The organism is Streptomyces virginiae (genome assembly GCF_041432505.1).
GTDB classification, from domain to species: domain Bacteria; phylum Actinomycetota; class Actinomycetes; order Streptomycetales; family Streptomycetaceae; genus Streptomyces; species Streptomyces virginiae_A.
Genome location: NZ_CP107871.1, coordinates 6,844,676 through 6,868,973 on the forward strand (window position 1 = coordinate 6,844,676; position 24,298 = coordinate 6,868,973).

22 protein-coding genes are annotated in these 24,298 nt (G+C 69.9%); 13 read left to right on the plus strand and 9 right to left on the minus strand.

The features are described 5' to 3' along the window. Window positions 1-100 precede the first annotated feature (100 nt). A complete protein-coding gene (locus OG624_RS31680; RefSeq protein WP_371640097.1) occupies window positions 101-571 on the plus strand; it encodes a hypothetical protein in 471 nt (156 codons plus the stop codon). Window positions 572-644: 73 nt separating this feature from the next. Further along, a complete protein-coding gene (locus OG624_RS31685; RefSeq protein ID WP_371640098.1) occupies window positions 645-776 on the plus strand; it encodes a hypothetical protein in 132 nt (43 codons plus the stop codon). A 7-nt stretch (window positions 777-783) separates the two neighbouring features. Here the strand turns inward: OG624_RS31685 and OG624_RS31690 are convergent, their stop codons facing one another. Next, window positions 784-2,025, minus strand: a complete 1,242-nt coding sequence (locus tag OG624_RS31690; protein WP_371640099.1) for an erythromycin esterase family protein — start codon at window positions 2,023-2,025, stop codon at window positions 784-786. Between the two features lie 354 nt (window positions 2,026-2,379). Then, window positions 2,380-3,549 carry a magnesium and cobalt transport protein CorA gene (locus tag OG624_RS31695; protein ID WP_161292131.1) on the minus strand — a complete coding sequence of 390 codons (1,170 nt, stop codon included), beginning with the start codon at window positions 3,547-3,549 and terminating at the stop codon, window positions 2,380-2,382. Window positions 3,550-3,702: 153 nt separating this feature from the next. Here OG624_RS31695 and OG624_RS31700 point away from each other — a divergent pair, with 153 nt between their 5' ends. Both OG624_RS31700 and OG624_RS31705 read left to right on the plus strand, forming a co-directional pair. Continuing rightward, on the plus strand, window positions 3,703-4,830 hold the full coding sequence (locus tag OG624_RS31700) for a winged helix DNA-binding domain-containing protein (RefSeq protein WP_326749349.1): 1,128 nt from the start codon (window positions 3,703-3,705) through the stop codon (window positions 4,828-4,830). 119 nt (window positions 4,831-4,949) lie between these two features. After that, window positions 4,950-6,641 carry an AMP-binding protein gene (locus OG624_RS31705; protein WP_161292135.1) on the plus strand — a complete coding sequence of 564 codons (1,692 nt, stop codon included), beginning with the start codon at window positions 4,950-4,952 and terminating at the stop codon, window positions 6,639-6,641. A 65-nt stretch (window positions 6,642-6,706) separates the two neighbouring features. On the opposite strand, the gene OG624_RS31710 is transcribed toward OG624_RS31705, so the two are convergent. Continuing rightward, a complete protein-coding gene (locus OG624_RS31710; RefSeq protein WP_033218092.1) occupies window positions 6,707-7,195 on the minus strand; it encodes a glutathione peroxidase in 489 nt (162 codons plus the stop codon). 88 nt (window positions 7,196-7,283) lie between these two features. Further along, the gene (locus OG624_RS31715) at window positions 7,284-8,105 is read right to left on the minus strand and encodes a hypothetical protein (protein WP_033218094.1); all 822 of its coding nucleotides are present in this window, start codon (window positions 8,103-8,105) and stop codon (window positions 7,284-7,286) included. 267 nt (window positions 8,106-8,372) lie between these two features. Between OG624_RS31715 and gcl the strand changes: the two genes are divergently transcribed. Continuing rightward, on the plus strand, window positions 8,373-10,160 hold the full coding sequence (gcl, locus tag OG624_RS31720) for a glyoxylate carboligase (protein WP_033218096.1): 1,788 nt from the start codon (window positions 8,373-8,375) through the stop codon (window positions 10,158-10,160). Between the two features lie 101 nt (window positions 10,161-10,261). Here gcl and OG624_RS31725 read toward each other — a convergent pair whose 3' ends face one another. Then, window positions 10,262-11,383, minus strand: a complete 1,122-nt coding sequence (locus OG624_RS31725) for a hypothetical protein (protein WP_051763067.1) — start codon at window positions 11,381-11,383, stop codon at window positions 10,262-10,264. A gap of 196 nt (window positions 11,384-11,579) precedes the next feature. On the opposite strand from OG624_RS31725, the gene OG624_RS31730 reads away from it, so the two are divergent. After that, window positions 11,580-13,073: an APC family permease gene (locus OG624_RS31730; RefSeq protein WP_078909166.1), complete on the plus strand. Its 1,494-nt coding sequence runs from the start codon at window positions 11,580-11,582 to the stop codon at window positions 13,071-13,073. A gap of 432 nt (window positions 13,074-13,505) precedes the next feature. Here the strand turns inward: OG624_RS31730 and OG624_RS31735 are convergent, their stop codons facing one another. From OG624_RS31735 to OG624_RS31745, 3 genes are all read right to left on the minus strand, one after another. Beyond that, complete coding sequence (locus tag OG624_RS31735; protein ID WP_030390353.1) at window positions 13,506-14,963, minus strand: catalase; 1,458 nt, start codon at window positions 14,961-14,963, stop codon at window positions 13,506-13,508. A 211-nt stretch (window positions 14,964-15,174) separates the two neighbouring features. Continuing rightward, on the minus strand, window positions 15,175-16,065 hold the full coding sequence (locus OG624_RS31740) for a 2-hydroxy-3-oxopropionate reductase (protein WP_033218099.1): 891 nt from the start codon (window positions 16,063-16,065) through the stop codon (window positions 15,175-15,177). A gap of 75 nt (window positions 16,066-16,140) precedes the next feature. Next, window positions 16,141-16,974, minus strand: coding sequence for a TIM barrel protein (locus tag OG624_RS31745; RefSeq protein ID WP_030765360.1), 834 nt, complete (start codon window positions 16,972-16,974; stop codon window positions 16,141-16,143). A gap of 125 nt (window positions 16,975-17,099) precedes the next feature. Between OG624_RS31745 and OG624_RS31750 the strand changes: the two genes are divergently transcribed. The 7 genes from OG624_RS31750 (at window position 17,100) to OG624_RS31780 (ending at window position 23,117) form a co-directional block, all read left to right on the plus strand. Next, entirely contained in the window at window positions 17,100-17,351 is a 252-nt protein-coding gene (locus OG624_RS31750; protein WP_078851107.1) for a thiamine-binding protein, read from the plus strand. Continuing rightward, window positions 17,348-17,746 carry a helix-turn-helix domain-containing protein gene (locus tag OG624_RS31755; RefSeq protein WP_033218110.1) on the plus strand — a complete coding sequence of 133 codons (399 nt, stop codon included), beginning with the start codon at window positions 17,348-17,350 and terminating at the stop codon, window positions 17,744-17,746. Before OG624_RS31750 ends, OG624_RS31755 begins: the two co-directional genes overlap by 4 nt. Window positions 17,747-17,900: 154 nt before the next feature. Next, on the plus strand, window positions 17,901-18,416 hold the full coding sequence (uraD, locus tag OG624_RS31760; RefSeq protein WP_033218112.1) for a 2-oxo-4-hydroxy-4-carboxy-5-ureidoimidazoline decarboxylase: 516 nt from the start codon (window positions 17,901-17,903) through the stop codon (window positions 18,414-18,416). Between the two features lie 2 nt (window positions 18,417-18,418). Then, on the plus strand, window positions 18,419-18,808 hold the full coding sequence (gene uraH / locus OG624_RS31765) for a hydroxyisourate hydrolase (protein ID WP_033218114.1): 390 nt from the start codon (window positions 18,419-18,421) through the stop codon (window positions 18,806-18,808). Between the two features lies 1 nt (window position 18,809). Further along, window positions 18,810-19,733, plus strand: coding sequence for a factor-independent urate hydroxylase (gene pucL, locus OG624_RS31770; RefSeq protein WP_033218115.1), 924 nt, complete (start codon window positions 18,810-18,812; stop codon window positions 19,731-19,733). A gap of 190 nt (window positions 19,734-19,923) precedes the next feature. Continuing rightward, the gene (locus tag OG624_RS31775; protein WP_033218116.1) at window positions 19,924-21,327 is read left to right on the plus strand and encodes an 8-oxoguanine deaminase; all 1,404 of its coding nucleotides are present in this window, start codon (window positions 19,924-19,926) and stop codon (window positions 21,325-21,327) included. 380 nt (window positions 21,328-21,707) lie between these two features. Then, a complete protein-coding gene (locus tag OG624_RS31780) occupies window positions 21,708-23,117 on the plus strand; it encodes a nucleobase:cation symporter-2 family protein (RefSeq protein ID WP_033218117.1) in 1,410 nt (469 codons plus the stop codon). Between the two features lie 90 nt (window positions 23,118-23,207). Here OG624_RS31780 and OG624_RS31785 read toward each other — a convergent pair whose 3' ends face one another. Continuing rightward, on the minus strand, window positions 23,208-24,176 hold the full coding sequence (locus OG624_RS31785) for an MTH938/NDUFAF3 family protein (protein ID WP_326749355.1): 969 nt from the start codon (window positions 24,174-24,176) through the stop codon (window positions 23,208-23,210). Window positions 24,177-24,298: the final 122 nt, after the last annotated feature.

Genomic DNA, 24,298 nt, shown 5'->3' on the forward strand with positions numbered 1-24,298 from the left:
AAGCCCAAGGCGCGAGCACGGTCCGAGCCCCGAGGAAACCTGTCCACGAGGGCGGCTGCCGGAGGATCTTCCTCCCCGTGCCGGAAGGAAGACGACCCGAATGGAAATGATCGGTTTCTACCGGGAGATGGACCCGGAGAACGATGCCGTGTTCCGCGAACCCATCGGGGACAAGGTGCGGGATCGGACGCCCTACCCGAAGGCTGAGATCAAGCGATACCTCGACTCCGGACATCCGATCTTCGACATCATGGAGTCGACGATCGATGTCGTCGAGGGCGCATTCCGCGTGCCCGGGGGATCGTCGCTGCTGTCCGACGGCCGCTTCGTCTGGCGCGTGGACCTCGCCGCTCACGTCGAGCGGTACAACCTCGAACTTCCGGCGGAATTCGTCGAGCATGCGGGCAGCCACGGATTCTCGATGCCTGCTGCGGATCTGCCGACCCTGCGCGCCGTCTCCGAGGCTGCGTCGAGCGCCCTGGGGTTCCGCGTGGTCGGCGGATCGTGTGGGGGTGGCCCCCACCCGCTTGAGCTCCGGCATGTCCTCGAAGCCTTCGGAGAACTGCCGTGAAGCTCGTGACCCGGATCGACGCCACCTCGTGGAGCCGTGCCCTGCGGGCCGCCCCTGGCCGGAAAGGGAGGCGGTGGGCGAGTCCGAGCGTGCCAGGGACCCGTACGACGCGTCCGTGGGGTACGGGCTCGCCGCGGCTTTCGGTACCGGCGCCGAACCGATGTGGCAGCTCACCCTGAACGCCGCGTTCGACCTGTGGCCGTGAGCGAACCTCAGTCCTCCACCGGGGGCAGCAGATGGGAGCAGGTCGAACGGGCGACGAACGCGATGCCGTCGTAGTCCTCGGCCGGGACGAGCGGTGCGGTGTTCAAGCGGTACAGGAACGCTGGGACGTTGGCGCCGAAACTGCGCTGCGCGTGCGGGGCGTGAAGCCAGGACGCGGCGTCGGCGGCGGAACCGGCGGCGCGGAAGTCCGCGTAGTAGTCGCCGGGTACGGCGTGCGTGAGTCTGGCCTCCAGCGAGCGGAGGCCGGTGCCGATGCGGTGGCGGATCGGCGGGCGCTGAAGGTCGGTGCCGCGGCGGGCCAGGAAGGATCCCTTGCCGAAGAGGAGGGCCAGCGCGTAGTAGGCGTCGCCGTACCGTTCGCGGAGTCTGCTGCCGAGGGCCGGCACCTGGTCGCCGTACGTGCCCTTCGCGATGTGCCCGTTGTGCGCCCAGACCATGACACGAGCCTCGGGGTCGTCGTCCACGAGCCGTGTGACGGCCTCGGCCATGTAGCGGTCACGCGCGGCGTACACGCCGTCCTCGCCGGCCGCGGCCGCCAAGGGCAGGGACACCAGGTCGGCGGCGCGGACCAGGATCCGCGCGTGTTCCAGCACCTCTTCGGCGTCGTCGCCGGGACCCGACCGTTCGACGTGGTCCTCGACGAGGCGGGCGATCTCCTCGGCACGCCGCACCAGGGCCTTGTCCCGGTCCGGGAGCGAGCCCGGGCGGGCCCGCGCCAGTACGTCCAAGGCGCCCACGCGCCCGGCCTGATCGGGCGCCGCCCGGCGCAGGAAGGCGGCGACGGCCTCGACCGAGTCGGCGCAGAGCTGGGGGTCGGTTCCCACGAAGCGGATCCGGCGCCCTTCCGGCAGGTCGCGGTTGTGGGCGCGCAGCCACTCGACGAGGTCGACCATCTCGCGGGTGCGCCAGGTCCAGAAGCCCAGCCTGGCGACGAGCCGTTCGGGGGAGCCCCCGCCGTACCGGACGTACGCGTCGAGCGCGCGGGCGGCGGACTGACTGGCCTCCATGGCGAGGGTGGTGAACCCCTCCTCACGGACCAGGAATTCCACGATGCGGTGCTTCAGCCGGAAGAACTCGCCCGTGCCGTGCGTGGATTCGCCCAGACCGACGATCCGTGTCCCCCGCAGTGCCTCGCCCAGGGGTTTCAGATCCTCCACCGGCGCGCCGGGGGACAGGGTGCTCAGGGGGTTGGTGTGCTCGTTCAGCCATCGGGCGATGTCGTCGGGCACCGTCTTGCCTCTCCTCACCACGTGCGGGAGGCGGCACGCGGTCGTGCCCCGGCCTCCCGCACCCGTCCATGGGCCAGTTGGTCACTTCCCGGCAGGCCGCGAGGATTTCCTGAAGGTCCCGTACGGCGTCCGGTCGGCCATGCTCGGAATACACTGCCGCGACGTTGACGACAACCTCATCCGCCCCCGCCCGAGCGTATTCGGCCGGCTGTGCGGCGATGTTCCCGGGCGGCTGAGTGGTGGACGCGTGGGGCGGGCGCGGCGCAGCATGTCGCAGCGGTGCGACCCGCCTCGGCCGCGGCCTTCGCCAGGTGTTCGCAAGAGGCAGGTCGATCAAGGGCGCGGATACACGGTCTACAGCCAGTCGCGCTTCTTGAAGATGACGTACAGGCTCACGCAGACCACTGCCATCAGCAGGATCGCGAAGGGGTAGCCGGCGGCCCACTTGAGTTCCGGCATGGTCTCGAAGTTCATGCCGTAGATGGTGCCGACCAGGGTGGGGGCGAAGAGGATGGCCGCCCAGGCGGAGATCTTCTTGATCTCCTCGTTCTGCTCGAAGCCCGCTTCGGCCAAGGCGCGCATCTCGGCGTTCTGTTGTTGGGAGACCAGGGTCGCGTTGACCGTCAGGATCTCCGTGAGGGCCTGGCGGAAGCCGTCGACGCGCTCGCTCGTGTGCGTCACGTGGTCCGCCACGTCGCGGAGGTAGCGCTGGAGTTCCTCGTCCGTGCCGTACTTCGCGAAGCCCGCCATCAGGCCGTGGAGCATGCCGACCAGGGGGCGGGTGGCGCGTTGGAACTCGACCATCTCGCGGGAGAGTTCGTAGATGCGGCGGGAGACCGCCGGGTCGCCGCGGAAGACCTCCGTCTCGATCTCGTCGATGTCGGTCTGGACGCCCTCGACGACCGGGGCGTAGCCGTCGACCACCGCGTCGAGGATGGCGTACAGGGCCGCCTCCGGGCCGAGGGACAGCAGTTCCGGGTTGCCCTCCATCCGGCGGCGGACCGCGGAGAGGTCCGGGGCGCCGCCGTGGCGGACCGTGATCAGGAAGTCCGGGCCGACGAAGATGTGGAGCTCGGCGAAGTCGACCTCCTCCTGCGCGTCGAGGTAGCGGGCGGCGCGCAGGACGACGAAGAGGGTGTCGCCGTAGCGTTCCAGCTTGGGGCGCTGGTGGGCCTCCAGCGCGTCCTCGACGGCGAGTTCATGGAGGTTGAACTCGGCGGCCAGCGAGTGCAGTTCGGGCTGGGTCGGACGGTGCAGGCCGATCCAGGCCATCCCCTCGGGCTCCTCGCGCAGCTGCCGGAAGGTGTCGGCGAGGCTGGTGGGGGAGGCGATCCGGCGGCCGTCGCGGTAGACGGCCGAGTCGATCACACTGCGGTGGTTCGGGGGAGCGGGGGCCGCCGGTGCGGGCTGTGGGCCGGTCGGCGGTCCTGCCGGAGGGGTGGCGCCGGTCGGGTCGGCGGGGCGCCGCCACCCCGCGCGCTTCGCGGCGGACGGCGAGGGGCGGCGGTCTGGACGCTCCGACATCGCAGGTCAGCTCCCGGTCGAACGTGTGTTTACGGGCAAGGGGCAGGATATAGGGGGGAAAGGGGCGGCCGGGGCCGCGCAGGGGGGTTTCCGGCCCGCTTCGGATCGTGGTTGCGGACCGGATCTGTCCGCAAGGAGGGCTAGTTTGCTGCCATGGCTTCCAGGACGACACACCCCGTACTCGACACCCGCGCTCTGAACCGTGCCACGCTCGCCCGCCAGTTGCTGCTGAGCCGCGCCGAGATGTCCGCGGGGGACGCCGTCGCGCACCTGCTCGGGCTGCAGGCGCAGAACGTGAAGCCGCCCTACTTCCAGCTGCACGCCCGGCTCGCCGACTTCCGGCCCGCCGAGCTGGCCGGGCTCATGGAATCCCGCGAGGTCGTCCGGATGGTCACCATGCGATCGACGATCCACACGCACACCGCCCACGACGCCCTGACCCTCAGGCCCCTCGTCCAGCCCGCCCGCGACCGTGAGGTCACCTACTTCCGCAAGGGGCTCATCGGAGTCGATCTGGACCACCTCGCCGAGCGCGCCCGTGCCTTCGTCGAGAGCGAGCCGCGCACCATGGGCGAGATCCGTGAGGAACTGCTCCAGGAATGGCCCGACGCCGACCCGCAGTCCCTGTCCGTCGCCGCTCGCTGCCGGCTGCCGCTCGTGCAGGTCACCCCGCGGGGCGTCTGGGGGCGCAGCGGCCAGGTCCGGCTCACCACCGTCGAGAGCTGGCTCGGGAAGCCCGCCGGCACCGCGCAGCCCGTGGACGAGGTCGTGCTGCGCTACCTCGCCGCCTTCGGGCCCGCCTCCGTCAAGGACATGCAGACCTGGGCCGGACTGACCCGGCTGCGCGAGGCGTTCGAGCGGCTGCGCCCGGTCCTCCTCGTCTTCCAGGACGAGAACGGCGTGGAACTCTTCGACCTCCCCGACGCCCCCCGCCCCGACGCGGACACCCCGGCCCCGCCGCGCTTCCTCCCGGAGTTCGACAACCTCCTGCTCTCGCACGCCGACCGCACCCGCGTGGTCGCCCCGGAGATCAAGGGGCGCACGTGGACGGGGAACCAGGCCCACTGCACCCTGCTCGTGGACGGGTTCCTCGCCGGCCTGTGGAAGCTGGACGGGCGGGTACTCACCGTCGAGCTGTTCGGCCCGGTCTCCAAGGCGGCCAAGGAGGAGATCGTCGCCGAGGGGACACTGATGGTGGAGGGGTTGGCCGAGTCCGGTGGGGTTGGTGGGGCCGATGGAGCCGGCGGGGTGTCCGTACGGTTCGGAGCGATCAAGCCCTGACACACGGAACCCGGGACCGTACGGCCTCCGCCCGTACGGTCCCGGGTGGTCCCGCGTCGTCAACTCGCGGCTGACGCCGCACTGGTGGTCCGTACACCGAAGGCGGCACGATGCGCGTCATGACGACCGAGAGCACGCAGGACGACGCCACCGCCCGATTCCTGGCCGCGCGGGACTTCCTGCTGGAACGCCGCGGCGACTACGAGGCCGCCCACGCCGGATTCACCTGGCCCCGCCCCCACCGTTTCAACTGGGCCCTGGACTGGTTCGACCACATCGCCGCCGGGAACGACGCCGACGCCCTGCGCATCGTCGAGGAGGACGGCACCAGCCAGAGCCTCAGCTTCGCGGAGCTCGCCGAACGGTCCAACGCCGCCGCCAACTGGCTCCGCGGGCAGGGCGTCGCGCCCGGCGACCGGATCCTGGTCATGCTCGGCAACCAGCGCGAGCTGTGGGAGGTGATGCTCGGCGCGATGAAACTGCGCGCCGTCGTCATCCCCGCCACCCCGCTGCTGGGCCCGGCCGACCTGCGCGACCGGGTCGAGCGAGGCCAGGTGCGCCATGTCATCGCGCGGGACCTGGACACGGCCAAGTTCGACGAGGTGCCGGGCGACTACACCCGGATCGCCGTCGGGGACCAGGTCCCCGACGGGTGGCTGCGACTGGCGGACACGGCGGCCGCCGACGGTGATTTCACGCCGGACGGCGAGACCCTCGCCACCGACCCCCTGATGCTGTACTTCACCTCCGGCACCACCGACCGCCCCAAGCTCGTCGAGCACACGCACGCCTCGTACCCCATCGGGCACCTCTCCACCATGTACTGGCTGGGGCTGCGCCCCGGCGACGTCCACCTCAACATCGCCTCGCCCGGCTGGGCCAAGCACGCCTGGTCCAACCTGTTCGCCCCGTGGAACGCCGGAGCGACCGTGTTCGTCCACAACTACACCCGCTTCGACGCCGAGCGCCTGATGGCCGAGATGGACCGGCACGGCGTGACCACCTTCTGCGCCCCGCCCACCGTGTGGCGGATGCTGATCCAGTCCGACCTCACCAAGCTGGCCCGGCCCCCGCGCGAGGCCGTCGCCGCCGGGGAACCGCTCAATCCGGAGGTCATCGAGCGGGTCCGTGCGGCCTGGGGCGTCACCATCCGTGACGGCTTCGGCCAGACCGAGACCACCCTCCAGGTCGGGAACTTCCCCGGCGTGCCCGTCAAGCCCGGCTCCATGGGCCGGCCGGCACCCGGCTACGAGATCGTCCTGCTGGACCCGGTCACGGGCAAGGAGTCCGCCGACGAGGGGGAGCTCTGCGTGGACCTGCGCACCCGGCCCGCCGGGGTGACGACCGGCTACCGCGACGACCCCGAGCGCACGGCCGAGGCCATGGCCGACGGGCTCTACCGCACCGGTGACATCGCCGCGCGGGACGCCGACGGGTACCTCACCTACGTCGGGCGCTCCGACGACGTCTTCAAGGCCTCGGACTACAAGATCAGCCCGTTCGAGCTGGAGAGCGCCCTGCTGGAGCACGAGGCGGTGGCCGAGGCCGCCGTCGTCCCGGCCCCGGACGCGCTGCGGCTCGCGGTCCCGAAGGCGTACGTCACCCTCGCGGGCGGCTGGGAGCCCGGGCCGGAGACGGCCCGGGTGCTGTTCGAGCACTCCCGCGCGGTGCTGTCCCCGTACAAGCGGATCCGCCGCATCGAGTTCGCCGAGCTCCCGAAGACCGTGTCCGGCAAGATCCGCCGGGTGGAGCTGCGGGAGCTCACCGCGGCCGGGTCGGCGGGGGAGTACGACGAGGCCGACCTGGACTGAGCGGGCCGGGCAGGGTGGGGCCGGCTAGCCGTGCGGGCTGCCGGCGCCCGCCTCCCCGCAGGGCGTTACGCGGGCAGGTGCGCCTCGATCGCGGCGATGACCTCGGGCGCCTCGGGCTCGGTGCGCGGGCGGAAGCGCGCCACGACCTCGCCGGCGGGGGAGATCAGGAACTTCTCGAAGTTCCACTGGATGTCCCCGGCCGCGCCCTCCGCGTCCGGGGTCTTCACCAGCTCCTCGTAGAGCGGGTGCCGGTTCTCGCCGTTGACCTCGGACTTCTCCAGCATCGGGAAGGTGACGCCGAAACCGGCCGCGCAGAAGGTCTGGATGTCCTCGGCGCTGCCCGGCTCCTGCTCACCGAACTGGTTGCAGGGCACGCCGATGACCGTGAAGCCCTTCGCCTCGTACGCGAACTGCAGGCGGGCCAGTCCCGAGTACTGCGGGGTGAGACCGCACTGCGAGGCGGTGTTCACCAGGAGGATCGCCTTGCCCTTGTGGGCGGCCAGGCTGGTGGGCTCGTCGGACAGGGTGGTCAGCGGGATGTCGTACAGGCTCATCGGGCTCTCCTGGGCAGGAAGTAGGCAATGCCCACGAGCTTAGGGGGTAGCTTGCCGATCCCGCCGGGTCCTCCCGTTCCGCGACGCCCTACGCGTCCGGGCCGACCAGCGCGTCCGCCGGGTCGTTGACCGGCTGCGGCATGCCCGTCAGATCCATGACGAAGAGCGGTATCCCGAGATCGTCCGCGCGGGCCCGGGCGTCCTCCGTGTAGCCCGCGAGCGCGAAGTAGACGCTGGTCGCGGAGGCCGTGAGCCCGTTCAGCCAGACGCACTCCACCGCCCGCAGCCCGGCCGGCGCCGTGGTCGGGTCCACCTGGGCGACCAGGCCCGGAGCCCGCAGGTCCACGGTCGCCGCGGGAATCGGGCGTCCGTCGGGCTGCCGCACGTCCCGGAAGCCGAGCCAGCGCAGGTACAGCGCGGCCGTGGCCACCGCGTCGCGGGCCGTACGGATGGTCACCGGCCGGAACGCGGGGCGCGGCACCGGTGGGGCCGGCGGCGGCGGAATGTGCGCCGGGCGCCCGTCGGCGGCTCCGCCGGTGTGCCCGCCCGCCGGACCGCCCGCCGGCCCGGGCCAGGTGCTGTCCGGATCCGGCCGGGCGGCCGCCGGGGACGCGCCGGCCGGACCGACCGGGGTCCCCGTCCCCTCCGGCGGATGCACCGGAATGAGAACCACCGTCCCGCACGAGCCGCAGCCCAGCTCGGGATGCGGCCACTCGCTCTCCCGCCCGCAGGTCGTGCAGCGCACCGTCACCCAGGTGTCCGACCACGTCCGGTGGGTCAGCGGAATCGGCGGCGCCGACAGGTCCAGCGGGGGATGGACCGGGCTTCCGCACGCGCAGGGGAAGACCGGGGCGGTGTAGCCGTTCTCGCGCAGGCACGCCGGGCAGCGCACCGGTACCGCTTCCGCCATGAGACCTGGACCCCCTCCGTCGCTGTGCGTAGGTCCATGCTCCACCACCGGCGACCGCCGGGGGGAGCCCGCACGCCTTTTCCGGGGGTTTCCCGCCGACGGATCAGTGATTTGTACAAGTCGGCGACCGACTTGCGGCTTTTGGTGTCTTCCGGGGTCCCTCACCGCCTTGACGTCGCAGGAGTCGCCGCTTAGCTTGTTCCGTATAGCAGAACAAAACTTCCGGATTACGGAAAAGCCTGACCGCCAGACCCGCAGGAGAACTCGATGCCTCGTATGACAGCCGCCGCCGCTGCAGTGGAGATCCTCAAGCTCGAGGGTGTCGAACAAGCGTTCGGCGTCCCCGGTGCTGCGATCAACCCGTTCTACCGCGAGCTCAAGAACGTGGGCGGCATCGCGCACACCCTCGCCCGCCACGTCGAGGGCGCTTCGCACATGGCCGAGGGCTACACGCGTGCCAAGGCGGGCAACATCGGTGTCTGCATCGGTACTTCGGGCCCGGCCGGCACGGACATGATCACCGGCCTGTACTCGGCGATCGCGGACTCGATCCCGATCCTCTGCATCACCGGTCAGGCCCCGGTCTCGAAGCTCCACAAGGAGGACTTCCAGGCCGTCGACATCGCCTCGATCGCCAAGCCGGTCACCAAGAAGGCCACGACCGTCCTGGAGGCCGCGCAGGTCCCGGGCGTGTTCCAGGAGGCCTTCCACCTGATGCGCTCCGGCCGTCCGGGCCCGGTCCTGATCGACCTCCCGATCGACGTCCAGCTGACCGAGATCGAGTTCGACCCGGAGACCTACTCCCCGCTGCCGGTCTACAAGCCGCAGGCCACCCGCGCCCAGGCCGCGAAGGCCCTGCAGTTCCTGCTGGAGTCCGAGCGCCCGCTGATCGTCGCCGGTGGCGGCATCATCAACGCCGACGCCTCCGACCTGCTGGTCGAGTTCGCCGAGCTGGTGAACGTCCCCGTCATCTCCACCCTCATGGGCTGGGGCACCATCCCGGACGACCACGAGCTGGCCGCCGGCATGGTCGGTGTGCAGACCGCGCACCGCTACGGCAACGCGACGTTCCTGGAGTCGGACTTCGTCTTCGGCATCGGCAACCGCTGGGCCAACCGTCACACCGGTTACAACCTGGACGCCTACACCAAGGGCCGTAAGTTCGTCCACGTCGACATCGAGCCCACCCAGCTCGGCAAGATCTTCGCCCCGGACTTCGGCATCGCCTCCGACGCCAAGGCCGCGCTGGAGCTCTTCATCGAGATCGCCAAGGAGCTCAAGGCCGAGGGCAAGCTGCCGGACTTCTCCGCCTGGACCGCCTCGGCGCAGGACCGCAAGGCGACCCTGCAGCGCCGTACGCACTTCGACAACATCCCCCTGAAGCCGCAGCGCGTCTACGAGGAGATGAACAAGGCGTTCGGTCCCGAGACCCGCTACGTCACCACCATCGGCCTCTCCCAGATCGCGGCGGCGCAGTTCCTGCACGTCTACCGCCCGCGCAACTGGATCAACTGCGGCCAGGCCGGCCCCCTCGGCTGGACCATCCCGGCCGCCATCGGTGCCGCCACCGCGGAGCCGGAGACCCCGATCGTCGCGCTGTCCGGCGACTACGACTTCCAGTTCATGATCGAGGAGCTGGCGGTCGCCGCCCAGCACAAGGTCCCCTACGTCCACGTCCTCGTGAACAACGCCTACCTGGGTCTGATCCGTCAGGCGCAGGGTGGCCTCGGCATCAACTTCGAGGTCAACCTCGAGTTCGAGAACATCAACACGCCCGAGCTGGGTGTCTACGGTGTCGACCACGTCAAGGTCGCCGAGGGCCTGGGCGTCAAGGCCATCCGCGTCACCGACCCGGACAAGCTGGGCGAGGCCTTCGAGGAGGCCAAGAAGCTGGCCCAGGAGTTCCAGGTCCCGGTCGTCGTCGAGGCCATCCTGGAGCGCATCACCAACATCGCGATGAGCAAGACGGTCGACATGAGCGACGTCACCGAGTTCGAAGAGCTCGCGACCGAGCCGGGCCACGCCCCGACCGCGATCAAGGCCCTGCAGGTCTGATCCGCGACAGCGCCGGAACGACGCGGCCCCCGTTCCTCCTTCCGGAGGGGCGGGGGCCGTTCGCGTGATGCGCGACGAGGCCCGGGGCGCCTACGAGGCCCTCAGGGCGCCTGCGGGAACCGGACGGGTACGGCGATCAGCGTCGCGGTGCCGTCCGCCGCGGTGACGACGAACTCCACCGGCGCGTCGGGGGCGTCGGTCCGCGGCCTCGCGCCATCACCCCACGGCAGCACCTCCATGACCTCGTAGGCCGTCGCGAAGGGCGTGTACCGCGGCTCGTCGGCCGTGAGGAGGGCGCCGCCACCGTGAAGGAGTCCGCCGGCGACATCCTCGGCGACCTCGGCCACCAGACCCGCGTCGACCACGGCCGGGTCCGGCACGTACACGTAGCGGCCCAGGGGACGCACGGACGGCTCGGGCAGGCCGCGCGCGGTGAGCGAGGCACCGGCGGGCAGCAGGGTGGCCTTGCGTACGGTGACCGCCGCCTCCCGTCCCCATTCACCCAGTCCCCACCACAGGACCAGCTCCTGGGAGACCCCGTCGTAGGAGATCCACTCCGCCTCGTCGGGACGGCCCGGATCCGGTACCACGCCGGGCCCGAGGCCGGGTGCGAGCCGGATCCAGCCACCGCCGGTCGTGCGTACCCGCTCCAGGGCCCAGGAGAGCGACGGACCGTACGACTCGGGGTCGTGGCTCCCGTCGGGCCCGGGACGCCGCATCAGGTCGATGAAGACGGCCTCGCTCTGGCTGTCGTACGAGGTGACGTCCTCGTGGTGGGGGAACAGCATCGGCGATCGCATCGCCCGCGCGTTGGCGTCGGCGATCTCGACGGCCGGCGGATCGGCGTCGACGCCCGTGGTGTGGTGCGACCGGCTGAGCACCAGGGCGTCGGCGCCGCTGCCCAGACCCATCGCGTCGATCAGCACCACGCCGATCTCGTGCAGGACGCGGTCCAGCTTGTACTCGGCCACCGCCAGGTGGGAGGAGAGCTCGACGAGGTCCGGGGTGAAGTACATGTGGGGGCCGAACTCCCCGAAGTACGCGGCCGCCCGCCCCCGCAACCGGACCTGCTCCTCGGCCGCCGCCACCAGCGCGGGGCTGCTCTGCCACAGATCGGCCGTCGCCGCGCACCTCGACGCTCGGCCCGGGCCGGCGTCCTCCAGGGCCGCCAACAGGCTCTGCCCCTCGTCCGACAGCAGGGCGCGGAACGTTCGAAGATCCATTCGGCCATCCAACCAGGGCCCGCGCACACCGGAAGACCCGGGCCCCGACCCGCCCGCCGAAGGGCGCGGCGCGTCCGTTCGGGGCTCCGCCCGCGTGCGTCGGCAGCCACCCGCCGGGGCGGAGCGGCCCGGCGCAGCACACTGGCCGGGCCCTCGCAGCCGCTGCGAAGGGCCGGTGGAGAGCGAGGTGGGCCGGGTGACGCGGGCTTCGGCGGGCGGACAGGGCGGGCAGGGTGGCAGCACCGGTGAGAGGGGTGGCGACAACGCGGACGTCGAACTCGGTGGCTACCGGCAGGAGCTGAAGCGCACGCTGGGCTCCTTCCAGGTGTTCGCGATCTCCTTCGCCTTCATCTCGGTGGCGGTCGGCGTCTTCGCGACCTACGACGAAGTGCTGCGCAGCTCCGGGCCGGTGGGCATCTGGCTCTGGCCGATCGCCGCCGTGGGGCAGACCCTGGTGGCGCTGGTCGTCGCCCAGTTCGCGGCCCGCATCCCGCTCAGCGGCTCCTCGTACCAATGGGCCTCCCGGCTGGCCGGCCCGCGGATCGGCTGGTGGTTCGGCTGGCTGACCTTCTGTTATCTGGCGATCGCCGTCGTGGCCATCGACAACGCGCTCGCGAGCCAGGCGTTCATGCCGCTCGTCGGCATCGCGCCGGACGAGGGCACCGCACGGGTGATCACCCTGGTGGTGCTGCTGATCCAGGCCGTGCTCGCCATCGCCTCGACGCGCCTGGTCGGCTGGATCAACTCGGCCGCGGTGGGGCTCGAAGTGGTGCTCGTCGTCGTGGTGGCGATCGCCCTCGCCATCGCCGTGGCGGTCACGGGCGGCTCGGACGCGGGCAACCTCACCTCGCGCGGCGTCGCCGCCCACGCGCCCGACTACTTCGGCATCGGCGGCGGACTGATGCTGGCGATGATCATGGGTCTCGCCACCCTCGTGGGCTTCGACTCCGCGGCGAACCTGGCCGAGGAGGCCAAGGACCCCCATCGCAGCGTGCCCCGCGCGATCGTGGGGTCCGTCGTCGCCGCGGGGATCCTCGGCATGGTCTTCCTGATCACGCTCACCCTCGCGATCGAGGACCTCCCGCGGATCAGCGCCGAGGGCTCGCCGGTCGCGGCGATCATGCGCGACCGCCTCGGCGCGGTCGCCGAGCAGGTGCTCCTCGTCGCGATCTCGTTCGCGTTCTTCGGCGCCGGGATCGTGGTGATGGTCGCCTGCTCGCGGCTGGTCTACGCGATGTCCCGCGACGCGCGCTTCCCGGCGCACCGGCTGATGCGCCGCGTCGATCCCCGGACGAGCACACCGGTCCCGGCGACCGTGCTGATCCTCGTGCTCGGGTGCGTGCTGATGGTCGCGCTGCCCGGCGCGGCGCTGCTGGAACTGATCACGGCGTCGACGATCCTCCCCGCCCTCATCTACGGCGCGACGGTCGTGCTCTACCTGGCCGTGCGCGGCCGGTTGGCCCGCCGGAAGGGCGCCTTCGACCTCGGCGGCTTCGAACTGCCCGTCGCGGTCTGCGCGCTCGTGTGGACCCTGCTCGCGTTGTTCGTCCTCGTGACCCCGGGGGAGGCGCTGGTCCCCGTGGTGGTCGTGGCCGGACTGCTCGTCCTGGGCGGATTCTTCTTCCTCGGCCTGCTGGTCTTCGACCGTGCGGCGCTGGACACCGAGCCGGGCGGCGACATCCGCTGGTAGGCCGCACGGCCACCGGCCGAGGCCGATGGCCGTCGCCGACACGACAAAGCGCCGAGTCACGGGACCGTCCGTGACTCGGCGCTCTGGTTGTTACCGCCCGACGGTGCGAGGCTGGCGCGACAGGACGTTCGTACCGCCGGGCGGAGTGTGTGGGGAGGTGGGGTCCTCCGCGTGCAGGGGGCTCTGTGCGTAGCCCCTGTACGAAGAGGACGGGATTGGCTGGGACCGTGGCGGGCGGGCGACGAGAACTCCGGCGTCGTCTCCCTCAGGTCAAGAGACGGGCCTCGGAACCCATTACCACCGCACTGGCTCGCTCGCTCGCCACGGTCCTCGTCCTGCCCTCGCCGTGTACCACCCCTCATCCGGGTCCACGGGTCGGGCTGAGCACCCGGGGCCTGACCTCCCGTCAGGCCCCCGGTACATCTGGGTGGCTCAGGCGTCGCGCAGGGCGCGGACGGCCTCCTCGACGCGCTTGCCGTAGTCGGCGTCGGCGGCGTGGAAGTGAGCCAGGTTCTTCTCGATGACGTCCTCGAGGGTGACCTGCGACAGGCCGCCGGCGATGTTCGCCACCAGACGCTGCTTCTCGGCCTCCGACATCAGGCGGTAGAGCTCACCGGCCTGGAAGAAGTCGTCGTCCTTGGTGTGGGCCGGGGCCTCGTGGGTGCCCGTGTAGCCGGAGACGGCCTTCGGGGCGCCCAGCGCCAGGCCGGTCTCGGCCGGACCCTGGTACGAGTTGGGCTCGTAGTTCTTGTCGTGGCGCGAGCCGTTGCGCAGCGCCATGACACCGTCGCGGCCGTAGTTGTCGGCCTTCGTCGCCTTCGGGGCGTTGACCGGCAGCAGGGTGTGGTTCACACCGAGGCGGTAGCGCTGGGCGTCGGCGTAGGCGAAGAGACGGCCCTGGAGCATCTTGTCCGGCGAGGCGGTGATGCCCGGGACGAAGTTGTTCGGGGAGAAGGCGGACTGCTCGACCTCGGCGAAGACGTTGTCCGGGTTGCGGTCGAGGACCAGGCGGCCCACGCGCTGCAGCGGGTAGTCGCTGTGCGGCCACACCTTGGTGAGGTCGAACGGGTTGAAGCGGTAGTCCGCGGCCTCGGCGGCGGGCATGATCTGCACGTACAGGGTCCACGAGGGGTTCACACCGCGCTCGATGGCCTGCAGCAGGTCGGTCTGGTGCGAGTTCGCGTCCTTGCCGACGAGCTCGGCGGCCTGCTCGCCCGAGAGGCTGCGGATGCCCTGGTTCGTCTTGAAGTGGTACTTGACGAAGAAGGCCTCGCCCTGCTCGTTGGTCCACTGGTACGTGTGGGAGCCGTAGCCGTTCATGTGACGGTACGACGCCGGGATACCGCGGTCACCCATGAGCCAGGTGATCTGGTGCGTCGCCTCGGGGGCGTGCGCCCAGAAGTCCCAGACGTTGTCCGGCTCCTGCTTGCCCGTGAAGGGGTCGCGCTTCTGGGAGTGGATGAAGTCGGGGAACTTGATCGGGTCCTTGATGAAGAACACCGGGGTGTTGTTGCCGACGAGGTCGTAGTTACCCTCTTCGGTGTAGAACTTGAGGGCGAAGCCGCGCGGGTCGCGGACCGCGTCCGCGCCGCCGAGCGAGTCGGCGACGGTGGAGAAGCGCAGGAAGGTCTCGGTCTTCTTGCCGACCGTGTTCAGGAACGCGGCGCTGGTGTACGCGGTGACGTCGTCGGTCACCTCGAAGTAGCCGTACGCGGCGGAGCCGCGGGCGTGCACCACGCGCTCCGGGATGCGCTCACGGTTGAAGCGGGCGAGCTTCTCCAGGAGCTGCTGGTCCTGGACCAGGAGCGGGCCACCGACGCCGGCGGTGGCGGAGTTCTGATTGTCGGCGACCGGGGCGCCGGACTCGGTCGTCAGCGTGCGCTTCGACATGGTGACCTTCCGTACGGGGTAACTGCTGACGGAAAGCGTCTTCCGTCATGCGGAACAGCCTAAATTCGACACGAACTAAACGTCAACAGTTTGTTGAACGAAGTTGAAGTGTGAGTGGTGATCCGGACGGCGCCGGCACTTGGGCGCGACAGGACAGGTGTCAGCACCGACGCCATCCGGAAACTCAGGTCCCCTATGAGAGGGGAGGTGCTCAGATCTGAGCGCCGGAGAGGCGCTCGACCGCACGGAGCAGGGCGGAGTGGTCCAGGCCGCCGTCACCCTGGGCGCGCAGCGAGGCGACCAGCTGGGCGACGACCGCGCCGACCGGAAGGGCCGCACCGACGTTGCGGGCGGCGTCCGTGACGATGCCCATGTCCTTGTGGTGCAGGTCGATCCGGAAACCGGGCTTGAAGTCGCGGTTCAGGAAGTTGTCCTTCTTGCGGGTCAGGACCGTGGAGCCGGCCAGACCGCCGTTGAGGACGTCCAGGGCGGCCTGGAGGTTCACGCCGGACTTCTCGAGGAAGACGACGGCCTCGGCGCACGCCTGGATGTTCACCGCGACGATGAGCTGGTTGGCGGCCTTCACCGTCTGGCCGGAGCCGTGCGGACCGCACAGGACGATGACCTTGCCGAGGGCCTCGAGGATCGGCAGGGCCGCGTCGAAGTCGGCCTGCTCGCCACCCACCATGATCGACAGGACGGCCTCGATGGCGCCGGCCTCGCCACCGGACACCGGGGCGTCGATGACGCGGATGCCCTTGGCGGCGGCGTTCTTCGCGAGGTCCACCGAGGTCTGCGGGGTGATCGACGACATGTCGATGATCAGCGCACCGGACTTCGCGTTCTCCAGGATGCCGTTCTCACCGTAGGAGATGGCCTCGACCTGCGGGGAGGCGGGCACCATCGTGATGATGACGTCGGCGTCCGCCACGGCCTCGGCGATCGAGCCGGCCGCGGAGCCACCGGCGGCGGCCAGGCGGTCCAGCTTGTCCTGCTCCAGGGTGAAGCCGGTGACCGAGTAGCCGGCCTTCAGGAGGTTCTCGGCCATGGGGGAGCCCATGATTCCGAGGCCGATCCAGGCAATCTTGGGGAGGTTGCTCATGATGAGGGTCCTTCTCTTAATGCTTTGTACGAAAAGTGCGTGAAGTGCCTGGCTGATCGCCCGGACTTTGTCCGACTACTTCGCGGCGCGGGCCTCGGCCGGCAGCCATGCGAAGGAGGCGGCAGCGTCGGCGGCCTTGTACTCCAGGCCTACGTAGCCCTCGTATCCGGCCTTCTTCAGCTGGTCGAGCAGCTCCTCGAGGGGCAGCTCGCCGGTGCCGGGGGCACCGCGTCCCGGCTTGTCCGCGATCTGGACGTGCCCGGTCTTGGCGGCGTACTTTTCGATGACCTCGGAGAGGTCCTCATCGTTCATCGCCAGGTGGTACAGGTCGAGCAGGAACTTGGCGTTGCCGAGGCCGGTGGCCTCGTTCACCTTGTCCACGACCTCGATGCCGGCCGGTGCGCTCACCAGGGGGTAGAGCGGCGACTCGGGCTTGTTGAGGGTCTCGATCAGGAGGATCGCGCCGACGCGGTCCGCGGCCTGGGCCGCCACGACCAGGTTCTTCAGGGCGAGCTCGTCCTGAACGGCCGGCTCCACGCCTTCGACGCGGTTGCCGTAGAGGGCGTTCAGCGCCTTGCAGCCCACCGAGGCCGCGAAGTCCGCGGCGACGTTGATGTTGGCGTTGAAGCGCTCCGACTCCGCACCGGGTACCGAGACCGCACCGCGGTCCGGGCCCGGAAGCTGGCCGGCGTAGAAGTTCAGTCCCACCAGTTGGGTGCCGGCGTCCTCAAGAGCCTTCTTGAGGGCGTCGAGCTCCGACTGTGCGGGGGTGGGGGTCTCGATCCAGGGCCACCACAGCTCGACCGCCGTGAAGCCCGCCGCGGCGGCGGCCGCGGGGCGCTCCAGGAGCGGGAGTTCCGTGAAGAGGATCGACAGGTTCACATCGAAGCGCTGGTCCGTGTATCCCATGAGGGGTGTGCGCTCCTTCCGTATTGCGGAAGTTATTTTCTGTCTGATGGAAGATTGCATGGGGGTCCGCGTCGATGTCAAGTGCGGACTGCCGGAAAATCCTGACGGCGGGGTAGCTTGACGACGTGCGATTGAGAGTGGAGTTCACGACCGAGCCCTTCGATCTGGAAGAGGCTCCTGCCCATGCCGTGGCGGCCCGCGAGGTCATCCAGAAGGCCCAGCTGGACGCGGTGGACGTCGGTCCGTTCGGCAACACCGCCGAGGGTGAGGCCGACCGGGTGCTGGCCGCTGTGGAGGCGCTGCTGCGCGACTCCCTGGAGGCCGGCGCCACGCGTGTCTCGCTCCAGGTCAATGTGATCGGGGAGGAGATGTCATGACCGAGCCCCGCGACCACCCGTTCGTCACCGCGGTCAAGCCGCTGGTGGACGCCATGGGCGGCGAGCTGATGGATCCGGCCCTGGCGCAGCCCGACGACGTCGTGCTCGCCTGGGAGGGGCAGGATCTGCTGGCCGTGCGCCTGCCGCAGCTCTCCGACTCGCTGGATCGCATCCTGGCGGCCCTGGAGCGCCGGTACGGCGTACCGTTGGCCCAGCTCGACCGGAAGTCCAAGCAGGACGTCGTGCGGATACTGGAGGCGCGGGGCGCCTTCTCCGTGCGGCACGGCGTGGAAACGGTCGCGGGCGCCCTGGGCGTCAGCCGCTTCACCGTCTACAACTATCTGAACCGGGATTCGAACGCCCCGAAGGGCACCGGTAAGAGCAGCCAGGAGTGAACGCAGGCTGACTCGCGGTGACGAGCCGCCGCCCAATTCACCCGGGCGGCGGCTTTTGTGTACGGGAAGTTTCAACAAAGTGTTGACGCCGTGTTGTCGAGGGCGTTAGCTATGCGCAGCCCGTCAAAGCAACAACAGGCCACGGAGGCCTACCGTGACTTCGAGTCCGACCCCGGGTCTCACCCGGTTCAACACCTTGGACGACAGCGCGGCCGCGGCCGAGCTGCACGAGGTGTGCGCCAGTTCGGCGTGGGGGAGCAAGATGCTCGCCCAGCGCCCCTTCGCCACCGCAGAGTCCCTGTTCGCCGCGAACGAAGCCGCCATGGCGGAGCTCACCGCGGAGGACCTGGGCGAAGCGATGGGAGGCCACGCGCCGATCGGCCGGCCGAAGCCGGGGGACCCGACCTCCGCCCGCGAGCAGCGTGGCATGGCCGGTGCCTCGGAGGAGCTCAAGAGCGAGCTCCTCGAACTGAACCTGGCCTACCAGGACAAGTTCGGCCACGTCTTCCTCATCTGTGCCACCGGTGCGACCGGTGAGTTCATGCGTGACGCGGTCAAGGTCCGGATCGACAACTCGCCGGAGCAGGAGCGGGAGATCGCCCGCGGCGAGCTCGTCAAGATCAACAAGATCCGCCTCACCCGTCTCGTCGAACTCGCAGAAGGAGCGTGACCATGAGCACCGAGACCACCGCGTCGGTGTCCACGCACATCCTGGACACCAGCATCGGCAAGCCCGCCGAGGGCGTCGCCATCTCCCTGTCGGCCCGTACGGGGCTCGACGGCGAGTGGGCGGCCCTGGGCGGCTCCGCCACCGATGCGGACGGGCGCTGCAAGGACCTGCCGGCGTTGCCGGAGGGCACCACTCACGTGCGTCTCGACTTCGAGACCGAGACGTACTTCTTCAAGAAGCAAGCCGAGGCGCAGCAGGACGCCCCCCGCGTAAGGGACAGCGGTGCGTTCTTCCCCGAGGTCACCATCACCTTTGCGGTGAACCCGGGCGAGCATTACCACGTACCGCTGCTGCTCAACCCGTTCGGCTACTCCGTTTACCGAGGGAGCTAGCATGGCCACGATTCTGGGCCAGAACCAGTACGGCAAAGCAGAGAACCGCGTCGTCAAGATCACGCGGGACGGCGACACGCACCACATCAAGGACCTGAACGTCTCGATCGCCCTCTCCGGCGACATGGACGACGTCCACTACTCCGGCTCGAACGCCAACTGCCTTCCGACGGACACCACCAAGAACACGGTGTACGCGTTCGCCAAGGAGTACGGCATCGAGTCCGCCGAGCAGTTCGGCATCCACCTGGCGCGCTGGTTCGTCACCAGCCAGGAGCCGATCAAGCGCGCGCGCATCCGGATCGAGGAGTACGCCTGGGACCGGATCGCCACCTCGGACGCCAACTCCAAGTTCATCGGCTCCGACGAGGTGAACCACTCCTTCGTCCGTCAGGGCGCGGAGACCCGCGTCACCCAGATCACGTACGACGGTACGAACTGGGAGGTCATCTCCGGCCTCAAGGACCTCGTCGTCATGAACTCCACGAACTCCGAGTTCTGGGGTTACGTGAAGGACAAGTACACGACGCTGAAGGAGGCCTACGACCGCATCCTGGCCACCCAGGTGTCGGCTCGCTGGCGCTTCAACTGGTCGGACGACGAGCAGCGGATGCCCAACTGGGAGAAGTCCTACGCCGAGGTCCGCAAGCACATGCTGCAGGCCTTCGCGGAGACCTACTCCCTGTCGCTGCAGCAGACCCTGTACCAGATGGGTTCGCGCATCATCAACCACCGTTCGGAGATCGACGAGGTTCGCTTCTCGCTCCCGAACAAGCACCACTTCCTCGTCGACCTGGAGCCCTTCGGCCTCAAGAACGACAACGAGGTGTACTTCGCCGCGGACCGTCCCTACGGTCTGATCGAGGCCACCGTTCTCCGGGACGGCGTCGACGCCCGCATCCCCGTGGACATGACCAACCTCTGACGCGGCACGCGCGCCCCGGGGCCCCGCAGTGGCCCCGGGACCGCGCGACACTCCCACGCTTGCTGAATCGGCACCCGGACGTATCACACGGGGCGGCAGTACTGTCAGCTGTCAAGGCCCCCGGCTCCGGCACTCAAACCTCCTGGGTCCTGCCGTGCCCGCACCGCCACTGAAAGCACGAGGAAGCCCCATGGCAGCATCGGCAGCCCATGACAGCGCGGTCGAGCGCATCGTCATCGAGAACTGTGCGATCGCGACCGTCGACGCCAACGACACCGAGTACGCCTCGGGCCACGTGGTCGTCGCCGGCAACAGGATCGAATTCATCGGCGCGGGCAAGGCCCCCGAGAACCTCGACCATGTCGTTCGCCGTATCGACGGCACCGGGCACCTCGTGACCCCCGGTCTGGTCAACACCCACCACCACTTCTACCAGTGGATCACGCGTGGTCTGGCCACCGATCACAACCTCTTCAACTGGCTCGTCGCGCTGTACCCGACGTGGGCGCGCATCGACGAGCAGATGACGTACACGGCCGCGCAGGGCTCCCTCGCCGCGATGGCCAAGGGTGGTGTGACCACCGCGATGGACCACCACTACGTCTTCCCCAAGGGCTCCGGCGACCTGTCCGGCTCGATCATCCGCGCCGCGTCCGAGATGGGTGTCCGCTTCACCCTCGCCCGCGGCTCGATGGACCGCAGCGAGAAGGACGGCGGTCTGCCGCCGGACCACGCCGTCGAGACCCTCGAAGGCGCGCTCGCCGACACCGAGGCGACCGTCAAGAAGTTCCACGACGCCTCCTTCGACTCGATGACCCAGGTCGCCGTGGCCCCGTGCTCCCCCTTCTCGGTCTCCACCGAGCTGCTGAAGCAGGGCGCCGAGCTGGCCCGCCGCCTCGGCGTACGCATGCACACGCACGGCTCCGAGACGGTCGAGGAGGAGAAGTTCTGCCACGAGCTCTTCGGCATGGGCCCGACCGACTACTTCGAGTCGACCGGCTGGCTCGGCGAGGACGTGTGGATGGCGCACAGCGTCCACATGAACGACTCCGACATCGCCGCGTTCGCCCGTACCAGGACCGGTGTCGCGCACTGCCCGTCCTCCAACGCCCGTCTGGCCGCAGGCATCGCCCGCGTCCCGGACATGCTCGCCGCCGGTGTCCCGGTCGGCCTCGGCGTGGACGGCACCGCCTCCAACGAGTCCGGTGAGCTGCACACCGAGCTGCGCAACGCGCTGCTGATCAACCGCCTGAACCCGGTCCACCGCGAGCGCGCCCTGAACGCGCGCCAGGCCCTGCGCCTCGGTACCTACGGTGGCGCCCAGGTCCTCGGCCGTGCCGACAACATCGGTTCGCTGGAGGTCGGCAAGTGCGCCGACCTGGTGCTGTGGAACCTGAACACCTTCCTGCACTCCTCGATCGCCGACCCGGTCACCGCGCTGGTCTTCGGTGCGGCGGCCCCGGTCACCGCGTCGTTCGTGGGCGGCAAGCAGATCGTCGAGAACAACCGTCTCCTCTTCGCCGACGAGGACGCCATCGCGGTGTCCACGCGGGCAGAGGCCCAGCGCCTCGCGCGGATCTCCGCGCAGGGCTGATCCCACGGAGTCCGGCCGGGGGGGACGGCCCCCGGCCGGCGCCGCGGACCCGAGCGGGGTCCGTGGGCAGCCGTTCCCGGGTAGCGCCTGAGGAGAGATCCGAAGGCGCCCCGGGGGCGGTGACTCGTCACCATCCGACCCGCGGCGCGCGTATCGCGCCCTCGCCGCGGCACCTCCAGCTCACGATCCGGTCCGGCACGTGCCGGGGGTCCTGAGCCGCACCACAGCGCGGAACCGATGATCGGGCGACTCGTTTCCGCACCCCTTGGGACAAGCACGCGCACCACCACAACCGCATACAGGCTCGACTCGCACCCGCTTTCGCACCACCTCCAAGACACCACGTCCCTGCCGGCGTGTTCAACCGAACGGAGGAAGCCGTGGCCCAGGCGCCCAGGTTTCGCAAAGACGCAGTCGCAGTACCGGGGGAACCGGGGGTACCGGAGGAGAAGCATCCGGTCGACGAGACCCTGCCTCCGCTGAAGATGTTCACGAGCGGCCTGCAGCACGTGGCCGCCATGTACGCGGGTGTCGTGGCCCCGCCGATGATCGTCGGCCCGGCCGTCGGACTCTCCGCGACCGAGACCGCCTTCCTGATGGGCGCCTCGCTCTTCACCGCAGGCCTCGCCACCCTCCTCCAGACCCTCGGATTCTGGAAGATCGGCGCCAAACTCCCCTTCGTCAACGGCGTTTCCTTCGCCGGAGTGACCCCGATGATCGCCATCGGCAAGGGGGAGGGGGAGAACGCCCTTCCCATCATCTTCGGCGCGATCATCGTCGCCGGGGTCGTCGGCTTCTTCGCCGCCCCCTACTTCGGCAAGCTCGTCCGCTTCTTCCCGCCGGTCGTGACGGGTACGGTCATCACCCTCATCGGCGTCTCGCTCCTGCCCGTCGCCTTCAACTGGTCACAGGGCGGGAACAGCACCGCCACCGACTACGGCTCCATGCGCAACATCGGCATGGCCGCCGTCACCCTGGTGATCGTCCTGCTGATGCGCAAGTTCCTGCGCGGCTTCCTCCAGCAGATATCCATCCTGCTCGGCCTCGTCGCCGGCACCCTCATCGCCCTCCCGCTCGGCATGACCAGCTTCGACGCCGTCAAGAACGCCTCGGTGGTGGGCTTTCCGACCCCCTTCCACTTCGGCGCCCCGCAGTTCCAGGTCGCGGCCATCATCTCGATGTGCATCGTCATGCTGGTCTGCATGACCGAGTCCACCGCCGACATCCTGGCGCTGGGCAAGATCGTCGGCCGTCCGGCGGACGCGCGGACGATCGAGGGCGGCCTGCGCGCCGACACTCTCGGCAGCGCGATCAGCCCGCTGTTCAGCGGTTTCATGTGCAGCGCCTTCGCCCAGAACATCGGCCTGGTCGCCATGACCAAGGTGCGCAGCCGCTTCGTCGTCGCGGCGGGCGGCGGGATCCTGATCCTGCTGGGCCTGTGCCCGATGGCGGCCTCCGTCATCGGCGTGGTCCCGCTGCCGGTGCTCGGCGGCGCCGGCATCGTCCTCTTCGGGTCGGTCGCGGCCAGCGGCATCCAGACCCTGGCCGGGGCGGCCATGGAGAAGGGCGAGAACGCCCTGATCGTCGCCGCCTCCGTCGGCATCGGCCTGATCCCGATCGCCGCGCCGGAGTTCTACCACGCCTTCCCGAAGGACCTGCTGGTCGTCCTCGACTCCGGCATCAGCACCGGGTGCGTGGTGGCCATCCTGCTGAACCTGGCCTTCAACCACCTCGGCGCCAGGAAGGGCGCGGCCTCGGGGGCCGCGCCCGACCCGGTACCGGTGCACTGAAACCCGGACCCCGTCCGGGCGACACGGCGGCGCGTACGCCACCCACTGCGGGTGTGGCGTACGCGCCGCCGTGTCCGTGTCCGTGCCCGCTCAGCAGGTCGAGTGGAAGAGCCCGCCGACCCGCCCGCCTTGGGCCAGCCGGTTGTAGATCTCCACGGCCTCGGGCGTCGGCGCCACGTGCACCTCGACCCCGGCCGCCCGGAGCACCTCCAGTGTCTCCGGTGCCACCCCGAGGCGGCTCTCCATGCCCTGGCTGAGCACCACCGCCGTCACCCCGAGGTCGAGGAGCTCACGCACCTCCTGCGGCTGGATGCCCGGATCGTGCCGCGTACCGTGCTCGGACCAGTCCCAGGGACGGCCACCGCCCGGATGCAGCCGCATGTCCTTGCCGGGTGCCAGCCCCTCGGCCTCGATCCGGCCCCACGACAGGTGCGTGACGCGCGGGGACCGGTCGGTGGACGGGGTGGGCGTCGGGGGAGTCCACAGCATCAGGTTGCTCATCAGCTCGGCCTGTTCGATCGCGTCGTCCAGCGCGTGGTGCGTGTGGCGGCGCCGCGACAGCAGTTCGCGCGGCATCCGGCCCTTCACGGCGGCCCGCAGCGGCACCCGCGCCTTCGTCGCGTAGAGCGTCTTCATGTCCAGGCAGCCGGAGTGGCCGAAAGGGCTGTCCCCGCCGAACCGGATCAGATACCAGTACAGGAAGGTCCAGTCGTAGGACGCCGGGTAGCCGCACATCACCGGCTGCGCGCCCGCCGACACCTCCCGTACCCAGGCCCGGAACTCGGCCATGGCCACCGCCGGATCGGCGCCCTCCCGCACCAGGCGGTCGCGGTCCAGCCCGCTCACGGCCAGCGCCTCGGGCACGAACTCCTCGCTGATGGGTCGCAGTTCCCGGTAGAAGGTGAGCTGTTCGGGATCGGCGGCCGTATACGAAGCGCCGTCCTGGCGGCCCGCGACCGAAGCCCCGAAGCTGATCATCGAATACGGCCCGGGGATGGGTCCGTCGGCCTCGATGTCGACGGAGATGTAGAGACTGGGGCGTGCGTCACGGGCTGCCATGCGCCCGAGCATGTCAGCCGGCCAGCCGATGATCACCCTCTTTTCCGGGGGCCGCGAGGTGCGGAATCGCCGCCCGACCGTCCCGGAGGGACCATGGGAAGCGGGGTGCCTCGGACCGAAGG